General features: G+C 65.7%; 19 protein-coding genes. 13 read left to right on the top strand and 6 right to left on the bottom strand.

All coding sequences use genetic code 11. The features are described 5' to 3' along the window. The first annotated feature begins 66 nt into the window (after positions 1–66). Positions 67–1,254, top strand: a complete 1,188-nt coding sequence (locus RX330_RS01645; protein WP_317241860.1) for a YbfB/YjiJ family MFS transporter — start codon at positions 67–69, stop codon at positions 1,252–1,254. A 133-nt stretch (positions 1,255–1,387) separates the two neighbouring features. Here the strand turns inward: RX330_RS01645 and RX330_RS01640 are convergent, their stop codons facing one another. The 4 genes from RX330_RS01640 to RX330_RS01625 all read right to left on the bottom strand — a co-directional run bounded on the left by RX330_RS01640 (position 1,388) and on the right by RX330_RS01625 (position 4,706). After that, positions 1,388–2,170, bottom strand: coding sequence for a molybdopterin-binding protein (locus RX330_RS01640; protein ID WP_212082240.1), 783 nt, complete (start codon positions 2,168–2,170; stop codon positions 1,388–1,390). A gap of 13 nt (positions 2,171–2,183) precedes the next feature. After that, the gene (locus tag RX330_RS01635; protein ID WP_317241859.1) at positions 2,184–2,813 is read right to left on the bottom strand and encodes a cytochrome b/b6 domain-containing protein; all 630 of its coding nucleotides are present in this window, start codon (positions 2,811–2,813) and stop codon (positions 2,184–2,186) included. A gap of 181 nt (positions 2,814–2,994) precedes the next feature. Further along, entirely contained in the window at positions 2,995–3,549 is a 555-nt protein-coding gene (locus RX330_RS01630; protein WP_212082246.1) for a fasciclin domain-containing protein, read from the bottom strand. 395 nt (positions 3,550–3,944) lie between these two features. Further along, a complete protein-coding gene (locus tag RX330_RS01625; protein WP_317241858.1) occupies positions 3,945–4,706 on the bottom strand; it encodes an SDR family oxidoreductase in 762 nt (253 codons plus the stop codon). 115 nt (positions 4,707–4,821) lie between these two features. On the opposite strand from RX330_RS01625, the gene RX330_RS01620 reads away from it, so the two are divergent. Beyond that, on the top strand, positions 4,822–6,351 hold the full coding sequence (locus tag RX330_RS01620; protein ID WP_317241857.1) for a malonate--CoA ligase: 1,530 nt from the start codon (positions 4,822–4,824) through the stop codon (positions 6,349–6,351). Between the two features lie 118 nt (positions 6,352–6,469). On the opposite strand, the gene RX330_RS01615 is transcribed toward RX330_RS01620, so the two are convergent. Next, complete coding sequence (locus RX330_RS01615) at positions 6,470–7,330, bottom strand: sulfite exporter TauE/SafE family protein (protein WP_317241856.1); 861 nt, start codon at positions 7,328–7,330, stop codon at positions 6,470–6,472. A gap of 504 nt (positions 7,331–7,834) precedes the next feature. Between RX330_RS01615 and sdhC the strand changes: the two genes are divergently transcribed. The 11 genes from sdhC to RX330_RS01560 all read left to right on the top strand — a co-directional run bounded on the left by sdhC (position 7,835) and on the right by RX330_RS01560 (position 20,358). Continuing rightward, positions 7,835–8,233, top strand: coding sequence for a succinate dehydrogenase, cytochrome b556 subunit (gene sdhC, locus RX330_RS01610; RefSeq protein WP_212082282.1), 399 nt, complete (start codon positions 7,835–7,837; stop codon positions 8,231–8,233). Continuing rightward, complete coding sequence (sdhD, locus tag RX330_RS01605) at positions 8,230–8,634, top strand: succinate dehydrogenase, hydrophobic membrane anchor protein (RefSeq protein WP_212082303.1); 405 nt, start codon at positions 8,230–8,232, stop codon at positions 8,632–8,634. Before sdhC ends, sdhD begins: the two co-directional genes overlap by 4 nt. A gap of 3 nt (positions 8,635–8,637) precedes the next feature. Continuing rightward, entirely contained in the window at positions 8,638–10,473 is a 1,836-nt protein-coding gene (gene sdhA / locus RX330_RS01600; RefSeq protein WP_212082306.1) for a succinate dehydrogenase flavoprotein subunit, read from the top strand. Between the two features lie 107 nt (positions 10,474–10,580). Beyond that, a complete protein-coding gene (locus tag RX330_RS01595; protein ID WP_212082309.1) occupies positions 10,581–11,363 on the top strand; it encodes a succinate dehydrogenase iron-sulfur subunit in 783 nt (260 codons plus the stop codon). Between the two features lie 204 nt (positions 11,364–11,567). Further along, positions 11,568–13,721 (top strand): ATP-binding protein, encoded by a 2,154-nt coding sequence (locus RX330_RS01590; RefSeq protein ID WP_317241855.1) that lies wholly within the window; start codon positions 11,568–11,570, stop codon positions 13,719–13,721. A 53-nt stretch (positions 13,722–13,774) separates the two neighbouring features. Then, positions 13,775–15,733: an ABC transporter ATP-binding protein/permease gene (locus tag RX330_RS01585; RefSeq protein ID WP_317241854.1), complete on the top strand. Its 1,959-nt coding sequence runs from the start codon at positions 13,775–13,777 to the stop codon at positions 15,731–15,733. Positions 15,734–15,931: 198 nt separating this feature from the next. Beyond that, on the top strand, positions 15,932–16,756 hold the full coding sequence (locus RX330_RS01580; protein ID WP_317241853.1) for an FkbM family methyltransferase: 825 nt from the start codon (positions 15,932–15,934) through the stop codon (positions 16,754–16,756). A 25-nt stretch (positions 16,757–16,781) separates the two neighbouring features. Beyond that, positions 16,782–17,168, top strand: coding sequence for a VOC family protein (locus tag RX330_RS01575; protein ID WP_317241852.1), 387 nt, complete (start codon positions 16,782–16,784; stop codon positions 17,166–17,168). Positions 17,169–17,236: 68 nt separating this feature from the next. Beyond that, positions 17,237–17,722 (top strand): pyridoxamine 5'-phosphate oxidase family protein, encoded by a 486-nt coding sequence (locus RX330_RS01570; RefSeq protein WP_317241851.1) that lies wholly within the window; start codon positions 17,237–17,239, stop codon positions 17,720–17,722. Then, on the top strand, positions 17,722–17,964 hold the full coding sequence (locus RX330_RS01565) for a hypothetical protein (protein ID WP_317241850.1): 243 nt from the start codon (positions 17,722–17,724) through the stop codon (positions 17,962–17,964). The genes RX330_RS01570 and RX330_RS01565 overlap by 1 nt, the downstream gene beginning before the upstream one ends. A gap of 186 nt (positions 17,965–18,150) precedes the next feature. Continuing rightward, positions 18,151–20,358 carry an OmpA family protein gene (locus tag RX330_RS01560; protein WP_317241849.1) on the top strand — a complete coding sequence of 736 codons (2,208 nt, stop codon included), beginning with the start codon at positions 18,151–18,153 and terminating at the stop codon, positions 20,356–20,358. A gap of 68 nt (positions 20,359–20,426) precedes the next feature. Here RX330_RS01560 and RX330_RS01555 read toward each other — a convergent pair whose 3' ends face one another. After that, the gene (locus tag RX330_RS01555) at positions 20,427–22,184 is read right to left on the bottom strand and encodes an alkaline phosphatase (protein ID WP_317241848.1); all 1,758 of its coding nucleotides are present in this window, start codon (positions 22,182–22,184) and stop codon (positions 20,427–20,429) included. Positions 22,185–22,239: the final 55 nt, after the last annotated feature.

Here is a 22,239-nt window from a genome sequence, read left to right as displayed (position 1 = left end):
TTGCCGCCGCGCGGCTGTGCAAGGCGAGCGGGGCCTGCCACACTGCGAGCCGCCGGAGTACCTCCCTTGCACGCCCCTGACCGCCCCCCGCTACAGGCGCATCCCGCGCGGCTGATCCTGACCTTGTCGCTGGCCGCCACCGTTGGGCTCGGTATCGGCCGTTTTGCCTATGCCCTGGTGCTGCCGGACATGCGGGAGGACCTCGGCTGGTCCTACTCGGCGGCCGGATTCATGAATACCATCAATGCCGTCGGCTATCTCGTGGGCGCGCTCATCGCGTCCCGCCTGATCCAGCGCGTCGGCTGGGCGGCGGCCATCCGCTTGGGAACCGTGGCCTGCGTCGCCGCGCTCGCGACCTGCGCGCTGACCGGGAATTTCGTCGCGCTGAGCCTGGCGCGCCTGGTGCTGGGTCTCGGCGCCGCGGCCGGTTTCGTCGCCGGCGGCGCATTGGCCGCCACCATTGCGCAGTCGCAGCCCGCGCGGGCCAATTTCCTGCTGAGCCTGTTCTATGCCGGGCCGGGCATCGGGATTCTGTCCTCCGGATTGATCGCGCCGTTCACGCTGCAATATTTCGGTCCGGGCTCGTGGTGGATCGTGTGGTGGGCGCTGACGCTGCTGTCTGTCGCGATGACGATCCCGCTGTTTCTGATCCGCATCGAGAGCAGCGTCCGCTTTTCCGAAGGCAGCAACGCCTCGTTCGCGATCCTGCCGGTGCTGATTTATCTGGCCGCCTACTTCCTGTTCGGCGCCGGCTACATTGCCTACATGACTTTCATGATCGCCTATGTCCGCGACGGCGGCGGTGGGGCCGCGGCGCAGGCCGCGTTCTGGGGCCTGATCGGGCTCAGCGCTTTCGTCACGCCCTGGGCCTGGCGCGGCGTGCTGGCGCTCGATCGCGGCGGGCTTGCCACGGCCATCATTCTCGGCACCAACGCGCTGGGTGCGGCCCTGCCGATGTTAGGACATTCGCCGGCCTTGCTCGCGATCTCCGCGGTGGTGTTCGGCGTCGCCTTCTTCGCCGTGGTCGGCTCGACCACCGCCTTCGTCCGCTTCAACTACCCGCCGGAGGTGTGGCCGACCGCAATCGCGGCGATGACGATCTCGTTCGGTGTCGGCCAGACGCTCGGACCGATCGCGGTCGGCGCAATCACGGATGCACTGGGGAGCCTTAGCTACGCGCTGAATGTCTCGGCGGCACTGCTGGCGCTCGGCGCGGTGGCGGCGCTGTGCCAGCGGAAGGTGGGGCCGGGCTAGGTTGTCATTCCGGGGCGCGCGTAGCGCGAACTATGATGCGCAATTGCGCATCCGAGAATCCATTCATCCACCGGTACTGCGGCCCGATGGATTCCGGGCTCTCGCTTCGCGAGCCCCGGAATGACTGCCTCAATCAGCTCCCGCTAAACGAATTGTACCCCTGGTCTTCCCAATAGCCGCCCTTGTAGTCGTTGGTGACTTCCATCGAGACCACGTATTTCGGGTTCTTGAAGCCGAGTTTCGTGGGCACGCGGATCTTCATCGGGAAGCCGTAGGCGCGCGGCAAAATCTCGCCCGCATATTTGAACGTCATCTGGGTCTGCGGATGCAGCGCGCTGCGCATGTCGAGCGGCGAATTGTAGCCGTCCTTGTCGGCGCACTGGAACCAGACGTATTTGGCGCGCGTGTCGGCGCCGATCAGATTGAGGAAATCGCGCATGGGCGTGCCGGTCCAGCTGCCGATCGCGCTCCAGCCCTCGACGCAGATGTGACGCGTGATCTGCGTGACCTGCGGAAGCTTATGGAGCTCGTCCAGCGTCCATGACTTCTTGTTGTCGACGAGACCGCGCACCTCGAGCTTCCAGTCTTTGCCGTCGATGTCGGGCGCGTCGTCGAGATCGTAATAGGCGTTGAACGGGAACGGTTTCGTGATCGCGCTTTCGGGAAAGGTCGGCGCCAGCGCGTCGGGATTGAAGATGAAGGCCTGCACCGCGTCGTTGAACTTCGAGACCTTCGCCAGCATGGTTTCCGCCGAAGAGGAATCAATCACGTCGCAGCCGGTGAGCAGGGTCAGCGCCCCCAGACTGGCGCCGCCCGCGATGAAGCGGCGGCGGGTGACGTCGGGCATGGTCTTGATGGAATCCTTGATCAGGAGCCGCTTGTCGACGCCGGGGATCAGAAATGAACGCTTGGCCATGGCTCTTCTCCGCTCAACGACCGATGATCATCGCACGCAGGCTCTTCGGCACCAGCAGCGCGAGCAGGACGTGGATGACAAGGAAAGCGCAGATCGCGGCCATGCAGAAGAAGTGCACGTAGCGCGCGGCCGGATAGTCGCCGAACAGCATGACGAGATAATAGAGCTGCACCGGCTTCCATATCGCAAGGCCCGACAGCACGATCAGCACGCCGACCACGATGATGCCGGCATAGAGAAGGCGTTGCACGTAATTGTAAACGGTGAGATCGTCATGGCCGAGCTTGAAGGTCAGGGCCGCCCTGACGTCGTGGAGCACACCTGACGGTGTGATCGGGAGCAGTTTCTTGGCGAAGCGGCCGGTGGCGAAACCGGTGACGAGATAAGCGAGGCCGTTGATCATCAGCAGCCACATCGCCGCAAAGTGCCAGAGCAGGCCGCCGCCGAGCCAGCCGCCCAGCGTGTATTCGCGCGGGAAGGTGAAGCCGAACAGCGGCGAGGCGTTGTAGATCTGCCAGCCCGACAGGATCATCAGGATCATGGCAAACGCGTTGACCCAGTGCATGATGCGGACCCAGGCCGGCTGGATCACTTTGGCCGGGGTCGCCCTGACCTGCTCGTCGGAGACTGTGAGGCTCGCCATGGTGGTTCCGTCCTGAACGTCGTGTGACGGCAATTATACGCCGATATTCCGGCTTTCGTTACGCCCTGTCCGGCATCGAATCGATACCGTGAGGCCATCGTGGTCACAAAAAAGCGAGCCGGGCACCCCCGGCTCGCCGTCTCGAAGCATCCTGTCGGGGATGAAACGGGATCGCGCGGGGTTACGTCGCCGGCATCAGCACGGTGTCGATCACGTGGATGACACCGTTGGACTGGTTGACGTTGGAGATCGTCACCATGGAGGTGCCGCCCTTGGCATCGACGATCCAGGTCTTGCCGTCCATCTTCTTGACCGTCAGCTCCTCCCCCTCGGCGGTCTTCAGCTTCTTGCCCTCGGTGAGGTCGGAGGCCGCGAGCTTGCCGGGCACGACATGGTAGGTGAGGATCTTGGTCAGAGTCGCCTTGTTCTCGGGCTTGACCAGATTGTCGACGGTGCCGGCCGGCAGCTTGCCGAAGGCGGCGTTGGTCGGCGCGAACACCGTGAACGGACCCTTACCTTCCAGCGTCGGCACCAGGCCCGCGGCCTTGACCGCCGCGACCAGCGTGGTGTGGTCCTTCGAGTTGACCGCGTTCTGGACGATGTTCTTGGACGGGAACATCGCGGCGCCGCCGACCATGACGGTCTTCTCCTCGGCGCTGACGGGCGCGACGACGGTCGCGGTGATGGCCAGGGCGCTGAAGGCGGCGGCAGCGAGATAGGCAATGCGCTTCGACATGGAGGATCTCCCGATTGAATTGGCGCCGGCGATCGCCGGCGTTGAGTTGGGGCAACAACGGCGACTGCGACAGTTGAGGAGTGATGCAGCAGTGCCGTCGTTGGACCGAACTACGAGAGGGTTCGCGATGCGGTTTCGGAGAAAAATTCTTTGTGATGCGTGAAACTATGGGCCGGCGTGTTCGTGTGACGCGGGCGAGCGCGCGGCGCGCTCAGCCGTCGTCCCGGACAAGCGCAGCGCAGATCCGGGACCCATAACCACAGGAAAATGTTTGGCGAAGACTCGGAGTGACCCGTCGTGTGCGACGACTTCTCCCTGTGGTTATGGGTCCCGGGTTCGCGACTTGCGTCGCGCCCCGGGACGACGAATAGAGTTTGACGAGGGATCTGCCCGCCTCAATCCCTGTTGTTCGGCGTCTGAATGAAACCGCGATTATGCGTCGGGCTGATCAGCACCTCGTTGATGCAAACGCGCGCCGGCATGCTGGCGATGAACGCGATGGTGCGGCCGAGATCTTCGGATTGCAGCATCCTGGCCTGCTCGTCCTCGCTCGGCACCACCGGACGCAGCTTCAGGATCGGCGTCGCCACCTCGCCCGGCATCAGGCAGCAGGCGCGCAGGCCGTTGACGCATTCGTCCATGTTGAACGAATGGGTCAGCGCCAGCACCGCATGCTTGGTCGTGGTGTAGGCCGGGCCCGGCATCTTGGAGACGTGGCGGCCGGCCCGGGACGAGACGTTGATGATCGCGCCGTCCTGCTGCTTGCGCATCGTCGGCAGCACCGCGCGCATGCAGTAGAGCACGCCATTGAGATTGACCTGGACCAGCCTGTCCCAGCCCTCCAGTTCCATGTCCTGCCAGCTCCGCTTGGGGACATTGATGCCGGCATTGTTGACCAGGAGGTCGATGCGGCCGTGCCTTGCGACGATCTGATCGGCGGCCTTCTGGGCCGCACTGGCGTTGGACACATCCAGCGCAATGGCCTCGGCCGCCCCGCCGGCCTTGGTGATCTTCGCAACCACGGTATCCAGGGCGTCCTTTCGCCGGCCCGAGACCACCACCGTCCAGCCGTCGGCAGCCAGCGCCTCGGCGCCGGCCTCCCCGATCCCGCTGCCACCGCCCGTCACCCAGGCCACGCGTTTCCCGTTCTTGGTCATGCAAACTGTCTCCGTTGCTTCGTCGGGGCGGTTTTTGCTAATCCAGCCCTCGGTTTTGACCGGCCTTGTCCAACAAGCCTTGTCGTACAAGTCCCTGCGGTCGAGGAAATCTTGCATGAACCCTGCAGCTAACGCCAATCTGTTTTCCCGCCTGTTCGACGGCCTGGACGATCCAAGGCGCCTCGCGATCGAGACGCATGACGGCGCTCATATCAGCTATGGCGATTTGATCGCGCGGGCGGGGCAGATGGCGAATGTGCTGGTCGCGCGCGGCGTGAAGCCGGGCGACCGCGTCGCGGTGCAGGTGGAGAAGTCCGTCGCCAACATCGTGCTGTATCTCGGCACGGTCAGGGCCGGCGCGGTCTATCTGCCGCTGAATACGGCCTACACGCTGAACGAGCTCGACTACTTCATCGGCGATGCGGAGCCGTCACTCGTGGTCTGCGATCCCTCGAAGGCGGAAGGGCTCGCCCCGATCGCCGCCAAGGTGAAGGCCAGGGTCGAGACGCTCGGGCCGGACGGCAAAGGCTCGCTGACGGAGGCCGCCGACAAGGCCAGCCACGAGTTCGCGACCGTGGCGCGGGCGAACGACGATCTCGCCGCGATCCTCTACACCTCGGGCACCACAGGGCGTTCCAAGGGCGCGATGCTAAGCCACGACAATCTGGCGTCGAACTCGCTCTCGCTCGTCGGCTACTGGCGTTTCACCGACAAGGACGTGCTGATCCACGCGCTGCCGATCTATCACACCCACGGGCTGTTCGTGGCGACCAACGTGACGTTGTTCGCACGCGCCTCGATGATCTTCCTGCCGAAGCTCGATCCGGATCTGATCATCAAGCTGATGTCGCGCGCCACCGTGCTGATGGGCGTGCCGACCTTCTACACGCGACTTCTGCAACATCCCGCACTGTCGCGCGACACCACCAAACACATGCGGCTGTTCATCTCGGGCTCGGCGCCGCTGCTGGCCGAGACCCATCGCGAATGGTCGGCGCGCACCGGGCATGCGGTGCTCGAGCGCTACGGCATGACCGAGACCAACATGAACACGTCGAACCCTTACGACGGCGAGCGTGTACCCGGCGCCGTCGGCTTTCCGCTGCCCGGCGTCTCCGTGCGCGTGACCGACCCCGAGACGGGGAAGGAGCTGCCGCGCGAAAACATCGGCATGATCGAGGTGAGGGGCCCGAACGTCTTCAAGGGCTATTGGCGCATGCCGGAGAAGACCAAGGCCGAATTCCGCGACGACGGCTTCTTCATCACGGGCGACCTCGGCAAGATCGACACCAAGGGCTACGTCCACATTCTCGGACGCGGCAAAGATCTGGTCATATCGGGCGGCTTCAACGTCTATCCCAAGGAGATCGAGAGCGAGATTGACGCCATGCCCGGCGTGATCGAATCCGCAGTGATCGGCGTGCCGCATGCCGATTTCGGCGAGGGCGTCACGGCCGTGCTGGTCTGCAACAAGGGCGCGGATGTCACCGAAGCCGCGGTGCTGAAGGCACTCGATGGCCGTCTCGCCAAGTTCAAAATGCCCAAGCGCGTCTTCGTCGTCGACGAGCTGCCGCGAAATACCATGGGCAAGGTGCAGAAGAACGTGCTGCGGGATACGTACAAGGATATTTACGCGAAGAGGTGAGGGGTCCCGTTCTCTCGCCGTCATTGCGAGGAGCCCTTGCGACGAAGCAATCCAGGAACTTTCCGCGGAGGCAGCCTGGATTGCTTCGCTGCGCTCGCAATGACGGAGCTTGCGGCGACTACTGCCCACCCACCAAACTCATCACGAACCTGCTGCCGACGATAAACAAATAGCACCCGAACGCGACCTCCAGCGTGCGCTTCGACATGGCATGCGCGGCTCTCACCCCCAGCGGCGCCGTGACGAGGCTCATCGGCATGACCAGCGCGGCGCCGATCAACGAGACATAGCCGAGCGCGAACGGGATTTGCAGCGCTGCGACGGCTGGATAGGTCGTCGCCGCGGGCCAGCCGGCATAGATGTATCCGAGCGCGCCGGGGATCGAGATCAGCACCGCCAGCGCCGACGAGGTCGCGACCGCCTGGTGGATGGGGCGGCCGTAGAAGGTCATCAGCAGGTTCGAGAACAGGCCGCCGCCGATGCCCATCAAGGTCGAGAGAATGCCGACGCAGAAGCCGTAGGCGCGCATCAACAGCCCCTTCGGCATGTCACCACCGAGCTTCCAGGTCTCACGCGCGAAGATCAGCCGCGCCGCGGCGGCATAGGCGACACAGACGAACACGATCTTGAATAGCCGTTCCGGTGCGTAGCGTGCCACCACACTGCCGGCAGTGACGCCGAGGACGATCGGCAGCCACCACAGGCGGAGGATCGCCATGTCGACCGCGCCGCGCCGGTAATGCGCCTGGAACGAGCGAAGCGAAGTCGGGATGATGATGGCAAGCGAGGTGCCGATGCAGAGCGGCATCCGCACCTCCAGGGGCACGCCAACGATGCGGAAACATTCGTAGAGCACGGGCACCAGAATCGCGCCGCCGCCGATGCCGAACACGCCGGCCAGAAATCCTGAAAGCGCACCCGTTGCGATCAGCAACAGCGCGAGCTCGATGATCTCCCTGATTTCAAGACCTGCAATCACCCGGCCTGCCCTGCCAGCACCTCCGAAGATTGGTCGGATTCGGCCGCGGGGCCAGCTCTAGGAGATCTGTCTTTCCGGGTCGACACGCCGTGCCAACCGTCTTGGGTGGGATGCAGGCTGCGCATATCCGCCGTCGCGCGGAAAATCGGTGCGCATGGCGGAATTGGCGCTCGCATTGGGAGTGGTTCAGGCCGCCTCCGACGTCACGAGCTCACCGGCTCGAGCGACACGCAAGCCGGCTCGCTTAGAGGCGTTCCAACAATAATTTCAATGTGTCTCGACGTCCCATAAGAAGTGAAAATAAAATCACTCCTTTCTTGGCGGACTGAGGCCTTGGTATACCAAGCCCCTGATTGGCCTTGTTTCATCAACGCTCTAGAGCTGAACCGGCGTTCGATTTATGGCGAATTGGTGATTGCGCGAGCGAAATCGACTCCGTAAATAGAGCCGACCTTTCCGATCCCCGCGCGCCCCCCGCTGGGCCGCCACACAACATCAAAGCCCATGACCGCACGGATCGAACGACCGCTCTCGCCACACATGCAAGTGTACCGCTGGACGCTGACGATGGCCCTGTCCATCATCCATCGCGCCACCGGCATTGCCCTCTATGTCGGAACCCTGCTGCTGGTCTGGTGGCTGGTTGCGGCGGCCTCCGGCCCGGCCGCCTATGCCCATGTCCAGGCCTTCGCCGGCAGCATCATCGGCCGGCTGATCGTGTTCGGCTACACCTGGGCGCTGATGCACCATATGCTCAGCGGCATCCGGCATTTCGTCTGGGACCTCGGCTACGGCTTCAAACCCAATGAGCGGGAAGCACTGACCTGGGGCGCGCTGATCGGCGGCATCGCGTTGACGGTGCTGGTCTGGATCATCGCTTATGCGATCGGAGGCGGACGATGAGCGGGACCGATACGCCCAAGCGCAGCATGCGCACCCCGCTCGGCCGCGTCCGCAATCTCGGCGCGGCGCATTCCGGCACCTCCGATTTCTGGCGCCAGCGCATTACCGGCGTTGCCATGACGCTGCTGATGATCCCGGGGCTGGTGATCATCATGATGCTGCTCGGGCGCAACCAGGTCTATGCCGCGCAGACTCTGAGCTCCATCCCCGTCGCGGTGATCCTGCTCCTCTTCATCCTCGCCAGCGCCTGGCACATGAAGATCGGCATGCAGGTCGTGATCGAGGACTACGTCCACAACGAGAAGCTGAAGCTCACCGCGGTCATGCTCAACAATTTCTTCTCGTTCGCCGTGGCGCTCGCCTCGACCTACGCGATCTTGAAACTGTCATCCGGAGTGTAACCCATGGCCACCACAACGAATGGCTCGGGCAACGGCGCTCCCGCCACCAACGGCAAAGCCTATCCGATCGAAGACCACACCTATGACGTCGTCGTGGTCGGCGCCGGCGGCGCCGGCCTGCGCGCCGTGGTCGGCTGCAGCGAGGCGGGTCTTCGGACCGCCTGCATCACCAAGGTGTTTCCGACCCGCTCCCACACGGTCGCCGCGCAGGGCGGCATCTCCGCCTCGCTCGGCAACATGCACAAGGACGACTGGCGCTGGCACATGTACGACACCGTGAAGGGGTCGGACTGGCTCGGCGACCAGGACGCGATCGAATATATGGTGCGCAACGCGCCCGAGGCGGTCTACGAGCTCGAGCATTGGGGCGTGCCGTTCTCGCGCACCGAGGACGGCAAGATCTATCAGCGCCCGTTCGGCGGCATGACCATGGACTACGGCAAGGGCCAGGCGCAGCGCACCTGTGCCGCAGCCGACCGCACCGGTCACGCGATGCTGCACACGATGTACGGCCAGTCGCTGCGCCACGCGGCCGAGTTCTTCATCGAGTTCTTCGCCATCGACCTGATCATGGACGACCAGGGCACCTGCCGCGGCGTCATCGCGCTCAAGCTGGATGACGGCACGCTGCACCGCTTCCGGGCCCAGACCGTGATCCTGGCGACCGGCGGCTACGGCCGCGCCTACGCCTCCTGCACCTCGGCGCATACCTGCACCGGCGACGGTGGCGGCATGGTGCTGCGCGCCGGCCTGCCGATGCAGGACATGGAATTCGTGCAGTTCCATCCGACCGGCATCTACGGCTCGGGCTGTCTCGTCACCGAAGGCGCGCGCGGCGAAGGCGGCTATCTCGTCAACTCCGAAGGCGAGCGCTTCATGGAGCGCTACGCGCCGTCGGCCAAGGACCTCGCCTCGCGCGACGTCGTCTCGCGCGCGATGACCATCGAGATCCGCGAGGGACGCGGCGTCGGCAAGAAGAAGGACCACATCTTCCTGCATCTCGACCATCTCGATCCCGCGGTGCTGGCCGAGAGGCTGCCGGGCATCTCCGAATCCGCGAAGATCTTCGCCAATGTCGACGTGACGCGCGAGCCGATCCCGATCGTGCCGACCGTGCACTACAACATGGGCGGCATTCCCACCAATTATCACGGCGAAGTCCTGACTAAGAAGGACGGCGACGACAACGCCGTGATCCCCGGCCTGATGGCGATCGGCGAAGCCGCCTGCGTCTCCGTGCACGGGGCCAACCGCCTCGGCTCCAACTCGCTGATCGACCTCGTCGTGTTCGGCCGTGCCGCGGCGCTCCGCCTCGCCGAGAAGCTCACGCCCAATGCCAAGCAACCCGAGCTGCCGGCGAACTCGTCCGAGCTCGCACTCGGCCGGCTCGACCATTACCGCTATGCCTCCGGCGGCACGCCGACGGCGAAGCTGCGCGAAGGCATGCAGCACGTGATGCAGAGCAATTGCGCGGTGTTCCGCACCGGCGAAGTGCTGAGCGAAGGCCAGAACCTGATCGCGAAGGTCCACAGCGGCATCACCGACATCGCCGTGTCCGACCGCTCGCTGGTTTGGAATTCGGATCTCGTCGAGACGCTCGAATTCGACAATCTGATCTCGCAGGCGGTGGTGACGATGAACTCCGCCGCCAACCGCACCGAAAGCCGCGGCGCGCATGCGCGCGAAGATTTCTCCGAGCGCGACGACAAGAACTGGATGAAGCACACGCTGGCCTGGCTGGACGATGCCGGCAAGGTCAAGATCGAGTATCGCCCGGTTCACGACTACACCATGACCAACGACGTGCAGTACATCCCGCCGAAGGCGCGCGTGTATTGATCGAACAGTAGCCGTCATTCCGGGATGGTCCGAAGGACCAGACCCGGAATCTCGAGATTCCGGGTTCGATGCTCCGCATCGCCCCGGAATGACGAAAGGTTAGAGCAATGGTTGAATTCGCACTTCCGAAGAACTCCAAGATTTCCGGCGGCAAGACCTGGCCGAAGCCCGCGGGCGCGACAGAGGTTCGCGAGTTCAAGGTCTATCGCTGGAATCCGGACGACGGCAAGAATCCGAGCGTCGACACCTATTACGTCGACACCAATGATTGCGGTCCGATGGTGCTGGACGGCCTGATCTGGATCAAGAACAACATCGACCCGTCGCTGACCTTCCGCCGCTCCTGCCGCGAGGGCGTCTGCGGCTCCTGCGCCATGAACATCGACGGCCAGAACACGCTGGCCTGCACCCGCTCGATGCACGACGTCAAGGACGGCGCGGTGAAGATCAACCCGCTGCCGCACCAGCCGGTGGTGAAGGACCTCGTCCCCGACCTCACCAATTTCTACGCGCAGTACGCCTCGGTCGAACCGTGGCTGAAGACGACCTCGCCGACGCCGCAGAAGGAATGGCGCCAGAGCCACGAGGACCGCGAGAAGCTCGACGGCCTCTACGAGTGCATCCTCTGCGCCTGCTGCTCGACCTCCTGCCCGAGCTATTGGTGGAACAGCGAGCGGTACCTCGGCCCCGCCGCCCTGCTCCAGGCCAACCGCTGGGTGTCCGATTCGCGCGATGAAGCAACCGGCGAGCGGCTCGACAATCTCGAGGACCCGTTCCGGCTCTACCGCTGCCACACCATCATGAACTGCGCCAAGGCCTGCCCGAAGGGGCTGAACCCCGCGGAAGCCATCGCCGAGCTCAAGCTCAAGATGGTCGAACGGCAGATCTGAGACGAAGTCAGGCTTCGCGTCCCGGCCAGACCGGCCGGGACGTTCCGAGATCGCGGTCAATTCGAGTAGAATTTTCCAGTTCGAGTGGATTTCCTCCGACCCGCTGTGCGCGTAAATTTCCGCCTCGCAACCATCGGTTCCAGCATAAGCTGCTTCCTTCCCCGCGCCTGATTCAGCTAAGCTCCCGTCAGGGACGGAGCGACTGTGCAGAGGGCGCAACGCAATTCGCTAAGACTGTTGCAGTGGATGATGGCGGCATCCCTGGCGCTGCCGATTGCTCTGTTCGCCATTGCCGCAACGATCTCCTACACATCAACCCGCGACATCGCCGACCGGGAAATCGAGCGCACGCTCGACGTCGTGCATGAGCACGCACTCAAGGTGTTCGAGACCATCGACCGCAGCCTTGCCGAGCTCAACGAAGTGGTCCGCGGCCTTTCCGACGACACCATCCGCGCGCGCGAGCCGGCGCTGCACCGCCGCCTGAAGCGGCTGACCGATTCGCTGCCGCAGCTCAAATCGGCCTGGATCTTCGATGCGGACGGAAAAGCGCTGGTCAACAGCCTCGTCTCACCGCCGCCGGCGTTGGGCTTTGCGGACCGCGATTATTTCTACGCTCATGTAGACCAGAGCATCGGCACGTTCATCGGCAGCGCCCTGACGCCGCGTCCGCCCTATCAGGGCGCGCGCTTCTTCGGGGTGAGCCGCCGCCGCGACTCCGACGACGGCAGCTTCATCGGGGTGATCCAGGCCTCGGTCCTCCCCGAATATTTCGACAGTTTCTATGCGCGCATCGGCACGGATACCGGCAGCTTCTTCGCGATGGGACGCACCGACGGCGGGATGCTGGCGCATTTCCCGCGGCTCGACCGCGACCTTCGGCTCGATCCGACCGGAGCGGTCGGCCGGGAAATCGCGGCGCGGCCCGAGCATGGCCTCATCACCGTCGCCTGGCCGTCGGACGGGATCGAGCGCCGCATCGGCTACCGGCGCGTCTCGGAATACCCGCTCTATGTCAGCGCCGGGCTCGAGACCTCGGCGATCCGCGCGCGCTGGCTCGCCACCATCGGCCAGCATCTGGTGTTCGGCATTCCCGCCACCGCACTTCTGTTTCTGCTGTTGGCGCTGGCGTTGCGGCGTACCCAGCACCTTCAGGCCGAAGCCGCAAGGCGGCGCGAGGCCGAGGAGGCCCTCAAGCATAGCCAGCGCCTGGAGGCGCTCGGACAGCTCACCGGCGGCGTCGCGCACGATTTCAACAATCTGCTGACGGTGATCCGCGCCTCGGTCGACCTGTTGAACCGGCCGCAACTGACGGAGGAGCGGCGCCAGCGCTACATCACCGCCATTGCAGATGCCGTCGCCCGCGCGGCCAAGCTGACCTCGCAGCTGCTCGCCTTTGCGCGGCGCCAGACCCTGAAGCCGGAGGTGTTCGACGTCGGCGAACGGATGCAGGCGCTGCACGACATGCTTGCGCCCCTGCTGGGGCCGGCGATCGAGATCGCCATGCGCCTGCCGACGGAGCCTTGCCTGGTCCGTGCCGACGCCGGCCAGTTCGAGACGGCGCTGATCAACATGGCGACCAACGCGCGCGATGCCATGCAGGCCAAGGGCAGAATCACCTTCCAGGTCGGGCCCGCGACGACGGTTCCGGACACGCTGGCCGGTGCCTCGGGCAGCCGGATCCCGGGACACCATGGCTTCGTCAGCGTGACCGTCAGCGACACCGGCATCGGCATTCCCGCCGCCCGGCTCGAACGCATCTTCGAGCCGTTCTTCACCACCAAGCAGGTCGGCCACGGCACCGGCCTCGGCCTGTCCCAGGTGTTCGGCTTCGCCCGGCAATCCGGCGGCGAGGTGACGGTCAAGAGCGAGGTGGGGCACGGCAGCACCTTCTCGCTCTATCTGCCGAGCGTGGCGCCGGACCTGCTGCCGCAGCGCCAGGCGCCCAACACGGCGCCAGCGGTGACCGGCAGCGGCATGTCGGTGCTGGTGGTCGAGGACAATATCGAGCTCGCCAATTTCGCCGCCGATGGTCTCACCGAGCTCGGCTACAGCATCACGCTGGTCGACAATGCCACCGACGCGCTCGCCGAGCTCGTCGTCGACGCCGATCGCTTCGACGTCGTGTTCTCGGACGTCGTCATGCCCGGGATGACCGGGCTCGATCTGGCGCAGGCCATCCGCGACCGCAGCATCGAGGTGCCGGTCGTGCTGACCACGGGCTACAGTCAGGCGCTGTCACAGGATGGCGTGGCCGGCTTCGATCTCGTGCAAAAGCCCTATTCGATCGAGGAATTGTCGCGCATTCTGCATCGGGCGGCCCGCATCCGGCGCGTCCGGGATGGCGCGGCCGAGTGATCCGGCGATCGGAACTGATGGGAACCGTTTGATTTCCCTTGCGTTGTCCGCTCATGAACAAGCGGGCCGCAAAGCGCGAACAGATCGAGAAGCCGCCCATTATCGAGATCAAAGGCGAGAACGGCGATGACGTGGCAGCGCCGCCTCCGGAGCTGCTCGAGCCCGATCCCGAACTGTCACCCGAGGAGGCCGAGCAGGTCCGCAAGAATTACCTGCTGACGCGTTTCTGGATCAGCGCACGCGGCTTCTGGGGACGAAGGGGCGACCGCCTCGCCTGGCCGCTCACGATCGGCCTCGGCCTGCTGATCGTCCTGACCGTCGGCTTCCAATACGGCATCAATGTCTGGAATCGCGCGATCTTCGACGCCATCGAGCAGCGCAACGCGGCCAGCGTCTTCCATCTCACCGCAATGTTCTTTCCGCTTGCGATCGGCAGCATCGTGCTCGCCGTCGCACAGGTGTTCGCGCGCATGGGCATCCAGCGGCGCTGGCGCGCCTGGCTCACGGCGAGCGTGCTGACGCGGTGGCTCGCGAATGGACGCTACTATCAGCTCAACCTCGTCGGCGGCGATCACGGGAATCCCGAATACCGGATCGCCGAGGATCTGCGCATCGCGACCGACTCCCCCGTCGATTTCGTCGCCGGCGTGACGGCCGCGCTGCTGTCGGCTGCGACCTTCATCGTCGTGCTCTGGACCATCGGCGGCGCGCTGACCGTGACGCTCGGCGGCTCCAGCATCACCATTCCCGGCTTCCTCGTGATCGCCGCGATGCTCTATGCCGCGATCGCCTCGGGCTCCATCCTGGTGATCGGCCGGCGCTTCGTGCAGGTCTCCGAGAACAAGAACCAGGCCGAAGCCGATTTCCGCTACACGCTGACGCGCGTGCGCGAGAACGGCGAGAGCATCGCACTGCTCGGCGGCGAGGAGGAAGAGCGCGGCGGCATCGACCGCAACTTCAGCAGCGTGCTGCGGCAATGGGCGCGGCTCGCCGGCCAGCACATGCGCACCACGCTGGTGTCGCAAGGGTCGAGCCTCGTTGCGCCCGTGGTCCCTCTCCTGCTCTGCGCGCCGAAATTCCTCGACGGCAGCATGACACTCGGGCAGGTGATGCAGGCGGCCTCCGCCTTCACCATCGTGCAGAGCGCGTTCGGCTGGCTGGTCGACAACTATCCGCGGCTTGCCGACTGGAACGCCTGCGCGCGCCGCATCGCCTCGCTGATGATGTCGCTCGACGGCCTCGAGCGCGCCGAACAGGGCGACGGTCTCGGCCGCATCAAGCGCGGCGAGACCGGCAATGACGCCATGCTGGAGCTGAGGGATCTCTCGGTCACGCTCGACGACGGCACCGCCGTGGTCGGCGAGACCGAAGTGGTGATCGAGCCGGGCGAGCGGCTGCTGGTTGCCGGTGAATCCGGCACCGGCAAGAGCACGCTGGTGCGCGCCATCGCAGGGCTGTGGCCCTGGGGCGGCGGCAGCGTCAATTTCCATCCCGACCGGCGCTTGTTCATGCTGCCACAGCGGCCTTACGTGCCCTCCGGCTCGCTGCGCCGTGCGGTCGCCTATCCCGGCGCCGCCGACCACTGGACCGTGGACGAGATCGGCGAAGCCCTGCACAAGGTCGGGCTCGATCATCTCAAGGAGAAGATCGAGGAGGAGGGTCCATGGGACCAGACCCTATCAGGCGGCGAGAAGCAGCGCCTCGCCTTCGCGCGGCTGTTGCTGCACAACCCCGACATCGTCGTGCTGGACGAAGCGACCTCCGCGCTCGACGAGAAGAGTCAGGACAAGATGATGAAGATGGTCACCGACGCGCTGCCGAGGGCGACCATCGTCAGCGTGGCGCATCGTGCCGAATTGGAGGCCTTCCACAGCCGCAAGATCGTGCTGGAGCGGCGCAAGGGCGGCGCCAAGCTCGTCAGCGACATCGACCTGATCCCACGCAAGGGCAGGCGCAAGCTGCTCGGGCGATTCCTGCGGCAGCGGAAGGCAGGGAAGAAGACGGCAGCCTGACTCTCTCCTCGTCGTCCCGGACAAGCGCGCTATAAGCGCGCGCAGATCCGGGATCCATACCCGCAGGGAGGCGTTTGGCGCCTTCGCGGGGACGACACCGGGATCGTGGCTCGCTTCGCGCCCCCGGGGGCGACACTGAAATTGTGGCCTCAATCAAAACCGGCTATGCATGCGCCGCTTGCAACGAGGATCGCCCGCGTGACGACCGACAATACCCCTTCGTCCGCGCCATTCGGCGCGTTTGCGCCGAATGCGGCGCAGGCCGCGATCATCCGCTTCGTGCAGCGATCAGGACTTAAGCGCGGCGCGTTCCGGCCGTGGATGTCGCGGCTGGTCAGTCTGCTGCGCGGCGGCCCGGTCGACCTGCAATATCAGGGCGCCTCGTTCCGTCTGTATCACCAGGGCAGCGCGACCGAGCGCGGTGCGCTGTTCAATCCCGATTACAATCTCGACGAGCTCGACTTCCTCCGCCAGCACACTCCGGCGGGTGGCGTGTTCGTCGATGTCGGCGCCAATGTCGGCACGTTTGCGCTGGTGATGGCGCAACAGGTCGGCACCACGGGCAAGGTGGTCGCGATCGAGCCGCATCCGATGACGTTTGCCCGGCTCTCCTTCAATCAGGCCGCATCGAAAGCGGCGCAGGTGCGCCTGGTGCAGGCGGCAGCCGGTGACAGCGACGGCGAGCTGATGATCGAGAGCGGAGGCGGCAATCTCGGCGCCACCCACGTCGTCACCGGCACGGCCAGCGCCGACGCGATCAAGGTGCCGTCGCTCCGCCTGACGCGTATCCTCGACGAGGCCGGCGTCGGCCAAGTCGATTCGCTCAAGATCGACGTCGAGGGTTTCGAGGACCGCGTGCTGATCGGCTTTTTCCGCGACGCATCGCCATCGCTGTGGCCGCGCGCGGTGGTGATCGAGCACCTGTCACAAAAGGATTGGCAGCAGGATTGTATCGCCGACATGGTCGCGCGCGGCTTTACGATCGCGCGCAAGACGCGGAGCAATACGTTCCTGTCACGCTGACGAGAACGAACAATGGAGGCCAGCGATGATCGATCATTTGGGTTTTTCCGTCTCCGACTATGAGCGCGCCAAGGCGTTCTACGCCAAGGCGCTGGCGCCGCTCGGCTACGGCCTGATCATGGAAGTCACGGCGGAGCAGACCGGCCACGCTGCAGCCGCGGGATTCGGCGCCGACGGCAAGCCCGATTTCTGGTTCGGCGGCGAAGGCGCGATGAACAAGCCGGTGCATATCGCGATCGCGGCCAAGGACCGCGCGACGGTGGACGCCTTCTACAAGGCGGCGATCACGGCCGGCGGACGCGACAACGGCGCGCCCGGGATCCGCCCGCATTATCATGCGAACTATTACGGCGCCTTCGTGCTCGATCCCGACGGCCACAACATCGAGGCCGTCTGCCACGCGCCGGAATAAGGCCGGGATTCCGGCAGGAACCTCGTTCCCGGCAGGCCGTTATCGTCTCTTGCAACAAGGAGTACGATATGGCCAACGACAATGCCCGCGACGTCGATCGCGCCTGGGAGCTGATGAAGAAAATCGGCTTCGCGATGCTCGTGACGCGCGACGGCGACAAGCTGCGCGCACGGCCGATGAGCGCTCATCTCGAACGTGACGCAAACGCGATTTTCTTCCTGACCGACGCGCGAAACCACAAGGATGAGGAGATTGCACGCTATCCATCCATCAATTTGTCCTTCGCTGATGCGGCTAGCCAGAAGTACGTGTCTTTGACAGGGACGGCCGCCGTCTCCAACGACCGTGCGAAGATCAAGGAGCTGTTTTCGACGCCGGCCAAGGCGTGGTGGGACAGCGCCGAGGACCCCAACATCCGCGTGCTCAAGATCACACCCGACGATGCCGAGTTCTGGGATTCGCCAGGCACGGTGATCTCTTATGTGAAAATGGCAGCTGCGGCGGTGACGAACACACGCCCCGACATCGGCGAGAACCGCAAGGTCTCGATGTGATGCCGATCGAGCCGCCCGAGATTCCTCCGTCGACACCGGGCACGCCCACCGAGCCTCCGCCGGGAATTCCACCCGGCAATCCGCAGCCCGAAATCACGCCGCCGGTGCGCGAGCCCGGCGAATCTCCGCGGCCCGACGAATTGCCGGGCCGCATGCCTGAAGAGATTCCATCGCGCGGGCCGAACGGTCCGCTCACGCCCAACCCCGCGACGGACGCGATGCCGACGCGGGATCACATGTGAAGCGAGCCATCACATCTGAGGCGATTGCAACCGACGCCTGAATGCGCAATGAACGTCATCATAGTGAGCCGATTTCCGTGCAGAAATAAATCGGGCCGCGACCGCTTCGCCCGCCACAATGCGGCCTAACGCGTAGCCGTTCATCACGACACTTCGTCAAAGAACCTTCCGGGGAAGTTCACCACCATGACCAACCTTCGTTTCGTGCTGCTTGCAACGACGGCTCTGACCGCGATGCAATTCGCAAGCTCCGCATCGCATGCGCAAACTGCGCCGCTCGTTGTCGCCCAGGGCCAGCCAGAAGCCGGGCCCGACGGAAGACCGAAGCAGCCTCCGAAGGGACCGCCTGCGGCCGCCCCGCCTGCAGGACCCGCGCGGCCGGCCCCGCCGCCTGCCGCTGCACCGCCCGCCGCGCCTCCGCCGGCAGCCGCACCGCCACGCCCAGCAGCTCCGCCCCCGCCGCCTCCGCCCGCGGCTCGTCCGGCTCCGCCGCCGCCACCCCCGCCGCCCGCTGCTCCGAAGCAGCCTGCGCCACCGCCGGCCGCCGCGCCGCAGCAGCATTCTCCACCCGCCGCCCGCCCGGCTCCCACGCCGCCGGCACCGCCCCCCGCCGCGGCTCCGCAGCAGCGTACGCCTCCCGCGCCGGCGCCTGCCGCGCGCCCGAGCCCGACGCCCCCTCCGCCTCCGCCGCCGCCCGCAGCGGGTCCTGCAGGACGGCCGGCGCCCGTGCCGACGGCGACGCCGCCTGCTCCGACAGCCGCGCCACCAGCGCGTCCGGGCGCACCTGCGCCGGCGACCACGCCTGCACCGGCGACATCTCCCGCACCGACCGCGACCCCGGCGCCCGGCAGCACGCCCGCCGCACCGCCGCCGGGCCGTCCGGGTGCGCCACCGCCCGGCGGACGTCCCGGCACGCCTCCGGCTGCGGGATCACCGACGCCGGCTCCCGGCCCTGCGGCCGCTCCGACGACCACGCCGGCCCCCGGCAGCACACCGACACCGCCGCCCGGACGTCCCGGTGCAGCACCGACACCTGCTCCAGGTGCAACGCCGGCTCCCGGCGCCGCGCCCGCTCCGACGGCCACGCCGGCCCCCGGCAGCACGCCGACACCGCCGCCCGGACGTCCCGGTGCCGGACCGACACCCGCTCCAGGTGCGACGCCCGCTCCGGGACAACAGGGCGCAACACCGCCTGCCGGCGGGCCCGCTGCCGGAGCTCCGCCCGCAGCACCGCAGGCCGGCGCCCCGGCCCGACCGCCGGCACCTCCCGCCGGCGTCGCAGCGCCGTCGATCGTCCCCGGTTCGGCGGCCGCAACGCCGCCGCCGGACAGAGCACAATACAGACCGCCGACAATTGCCCCGGCCTTCCGCGCCGCGCCGACGGTCGTAGCACCCTTGCCGCCGCCCCCCCGTCCGCAGCAGCGTGACCTGACGCCGCTCGCGATCGGTGCAGGCGTGGTAGCCGGTGTCGTGGTCGGCGCGACCATCGCCGACATCCACAACCAGCGACGCGAGAGTATCGAAGGCGGCCGCACCATCTACACCGAGCCGGATCGCATCATCGTCCGCGATCCGGGCGGGCAGGCCTATGTCCGCGGCAACGATCTCTATCGCTTCCGCTACGGCGCCCGCGACATCCGCACCGATACCGTCGGCGGCGAGACGCGCACTGTCGTGATACGTCCCGACGGCAGCGAGATCGTCACGGTGGTCGGCGCCGATGGCCGACTCCTGCGCCGAATCCGCAGGGACCCGCGCGGACGCGAGCTCGTGATCATCGACAACAGCTACCGCGATCCGCGGGCGGTCGGCGGCTTCTATGTCGACGTGCCGCCGCCGGTGGTCAGCATCCCCTATGATCGCTACATCGTCGCCGCCCAGGACGCGTCGCCGCAGGTGATCTACGAAACGATGCGGGCCCCGCCGGTTCAACGGATCGATCGACGCTACTCGCTCGACGAGATCCGCTACAGCCCGAATGTTCGCATGCAGATGCCGAGCATCGACGTCAACACGATCGTCTTCGAGACCGGATCGTGGACTATCCCGCCCGACCAGGCGGCGCGGTTGCAGGTGATCGCCGACGGTCTCAACCAGGCGATCCAGGCCAATCCGCAGGAGGTGTTCTTGATCGAAGGACACACCGATGCGGTCGGCAACGAAGTCGACAATCTGTCGCTGTCCGACCGCCGCGCGCAGGCCGCTGCCGAATTGCTCACCCAGCAGTTCGGCGTGCCCGCAGAGAACCTGACGTCGCAGGGCTATGGCGAGCAGTACCTGAAGGACCAGACGCCGGGACCGAGCGCGATCAACCGACGGGTTACCATCCGCAACATCACGCCGTTGCTCAACGGCGGCCAAGCCAACGCGGCACCGCCTCCGCCGCGCCAGTAAAACCTTCGCAACGAGAAGATGGCCGGGAGCGATCCCGGCCATTTTTGTTTGATGCTCGTGTCGCCGCGTTATTGCGCGGCGGCAAGCCCGAGCGCATCGGCTATGACGCGGAACACCTCGGTATTGTCCATCGAGCCCTGCACGCGCTCGCTGCCCGGTCCGGTCGCGGTCAGGATGACGTCCTCGCCCGAATGTACGCTGGCGCCGATCATCGCCGATAGATTGCCCGGCCGCAGCACCGCGCCTGGCACATCCTTGTATTTGTCGTTGGCCTTGAACGTCCCGTCGTCGCCGGCCTTCACGGTCGGCTCATTGGGACTGTCCAGCTTCGGGCGGAACGTCTCGTAGTGATCCGGCAGGCTGGCCGAGAAGATGGCGAGCCGGCGACTGACATCGACGCGTGACGGATAGCCTTCCGCATCCGGCGCCGGGTAATTGGGAAACCCGGCCTTGTCGTAGACGCCGACGCGCTCGCGCAAGGGAACATTGGGCGTCGTGCCCATGTCGTCATTCACCGTGCCGACGAGACTGTTGGGATGATTGTGGTCGGCCGCCACCAGGATGAGGGTGTCGTCGCCACGCGCGCGCGCCCATTCACGTGTCTGACGCACCGCGTTGTCGAGCATGATCGTGTCGTAGACGGCGCGCTCCATGTCGAGCAGATGCGCATATTTGTCGATCATTCCGGACTCGACCATCAGGAAGAAGCCGGCTTCGTTCTTCGAGAGGATGTTCAGCGCTGCCTGCACCTGCTCGGTCAGATCAGGCTGCTCAGGGAATTTCTTGACGCCGCCGCCCTTCAGAAATTTGCGATCGAGCACGCCATCCATGTTGCCGGTGGCAAACAGGCCGAGCAGCTTGCTGGTCTCCGGCTTTGCGGCAGAGGCGCTGAGCTCCCTCGCGGTCGTCGCGATCTGGTAGCCTGCGTCACGAAACTTCGCGATGTAGTCGGTCTCGTCCTTGCGCTTCGAGCCGGCAGCCGACTTCGGCATGAAGTTCGCGCTGCCGCCGCCCATCAGCACATCCGGCTTCGCCGCGAACAACTGTTCGACGATCTCGTCATAGGCGGCGCGGCGGCGGGTGTGCGCGACCATCGCGGCCGGCGTCGCGTCTTCGACCTCGGTGTTGGTGACGATGCCGATCGCCATGCCCGCCCGCCGCTTGGCAAGGCTGGTGATGGTTTCGACCTTGGGGTCGTCGAACGCACTCAAGGAGCGGTCCGCATAGACGCCCATGGCGTTGACGGCGCTCTTGTGCCCGGTCGCATAGGCGCTGGCCGAGTTCGCGGAATCCGTGATGATCGAGTCGGAGCCGGCGGTCGCCACCAGTGCCATATGAGGCATGTCGTCGATGGCGAGCTTGCCGCGGCTCTTGCCCTCCGAAATCCCCTTGGACAGGATTCGGGCTGCGACCCGATGCGCCGGCGACATGCCGTCACCGATGAACAGGATGACGTTCTTCGCCTTGCGCGGGCCCGTGTCGAAGACCGTCCATGTGACGCTGTGCTGGCGCGTGCCGTCGCTCACCTCCACGGCAATGCTGCCCGGCCTGGTCAGCGTGACGTCGCGCAGGATCAGGGCCGACTGCTCCTTGCCGTCCTCGCGCTCGGTGAATGTGCCGGAACGGCCGAACGCGGTCGCATAATCGGCGCCGTTCACCGTCACCTTCAACTTGGCCGGATCGACCAGTCCGGGCAGCTCGACCTTGAAGTCGAATCGCGCTCCGGCCAGGATCTCTGCGCGATCGATCGGATAGATCGTCTGTGCCGACGGTGACGTCGTCCAACAGACGACCATGAGAGAAGCGACTACCGATTTCTTGACCATGCGCGATGCTCCGCAATCCCGTTTCGATAGGGAGCGTAGCGATCGAGGATGACAC

It is taken from the genome of Bradyrhizobium sp. NDS-1 (genome assembly GCF_032918005.1).
GTDB classification, from domain to species: domain Bacteria; phylum Pseudomonadota; class Alphaproteobacteria; order Rhizobiales; family Xanthobacteraceae; genus Bradyrhizobium; species Bradyrhizobium tunisiense.
This window is presented reverse-complemented; position numbering and strand designations above follow the sequence as displayed.

Bases quoted from the DNA above. Each gene is read 5' to 3' on its own strand.
- RX330_RS01570 (WP_317241851.1), top strand. From the start codon at position 17,237: ATGGCCAACGACAATGCCCGCGACGTCGATCGCGCCTGGGAGCTGATG.
- RX330_RS01630 (WP_212082246.1), bottom strand. From the start codon at position 3,549: ATGTCGAAGCGCATTGCCTATCTCGCTGCCGCCGCCTTCAGCGCCCTG.
- RX330_RS01595 (WP_212082309.1), top strand. From the start codon at position 10,581: ATGGTTGAATTCGCACTTCCGAAGAACTCCAAGATTTCCGGCGGCAAG.
- RX330_RS01640 (WP_212082240.1), bottom strand. From the start codon at position 2,170: ATGGCCAAGCGTTCATTTCTGATCCCCGGCGTCGACAAGCGGCTCCTG.
- sdhD (WP_212082303.1), top strand. From the start codon at position 8,230: ATGAGCGGGACCGATACGCCCAAGCGCAGCATGCGCACCCCGCTCGGC.
- RX330_RS01555 (WP_317241848.1), bottom strand. From the start codon at position 22,184: ATGGTCAAGAAATCGGTAGTCGCTTCTCTCATGGTCGTCTGTTGGACG.
- RX330_RS01625 (WP_317241858.1), bottom strand. From the start codon at position 4,706: ATGACCAAGAACGGGAAACGCGTGGCCTGGGTGACGGGCGGTGGCAGC.
- RX330_RS01585 (WP_317241854.1), top strand. From the start codon at position 13,775: ATGAACAAGCGGGCCGCAAAGCGCGAACAGATCGAGAAGCCGCCCATT.
- sdhC (WP_212082282.1), top strand. From the start codon at position 7,835: ATGACCGCACGGATCGAACGACCGCTCTCGCCACACATGCAAGTGTAC.
- sdhA (WP_212082306.1), top strand. From the start codon at position 8,638: ATGGCCACCACAACGAATGGCTCGGGCAACGGCGCTCCCGCCACCAAC.
- RX330_RS01620 (WP_317241857.1), top strand. From the start codon at position 4,822: ATGAACCCTGCAGCTAACGCCAATCTGTTTTCCCGCCTGTTCGACGGC.
- RX330_RS01560 (WP_317241849.1), top strand. From the start codon at position 18,151: ATGACCAACCTTCGTTTCGTGCTGCTTGCAACGACGGCTCTGACCGCG.
- RX330_RS01635 (WP_317241859.1), bottom strand. From the start codon at position 2,813: ATGGCGAGCCTCACAGTCTCCGACGAGCAGGTCAGGGCGACCCCGGCC.
- RX330_RS01575 (WP_317241852.1), top strand. From the start codon at position 16,782: ATGATCGATCATTTGGGTTTTTCCGTCTCCGACTATGAGCGCGCCAAG.
- RX330_RS01565 (WP_317241850.1), top strand. From the start codon at position 17,722: ATGCCGATCGAGCCGCCCGAGATTCCTCCGTCGACACCGGGCACGCCC.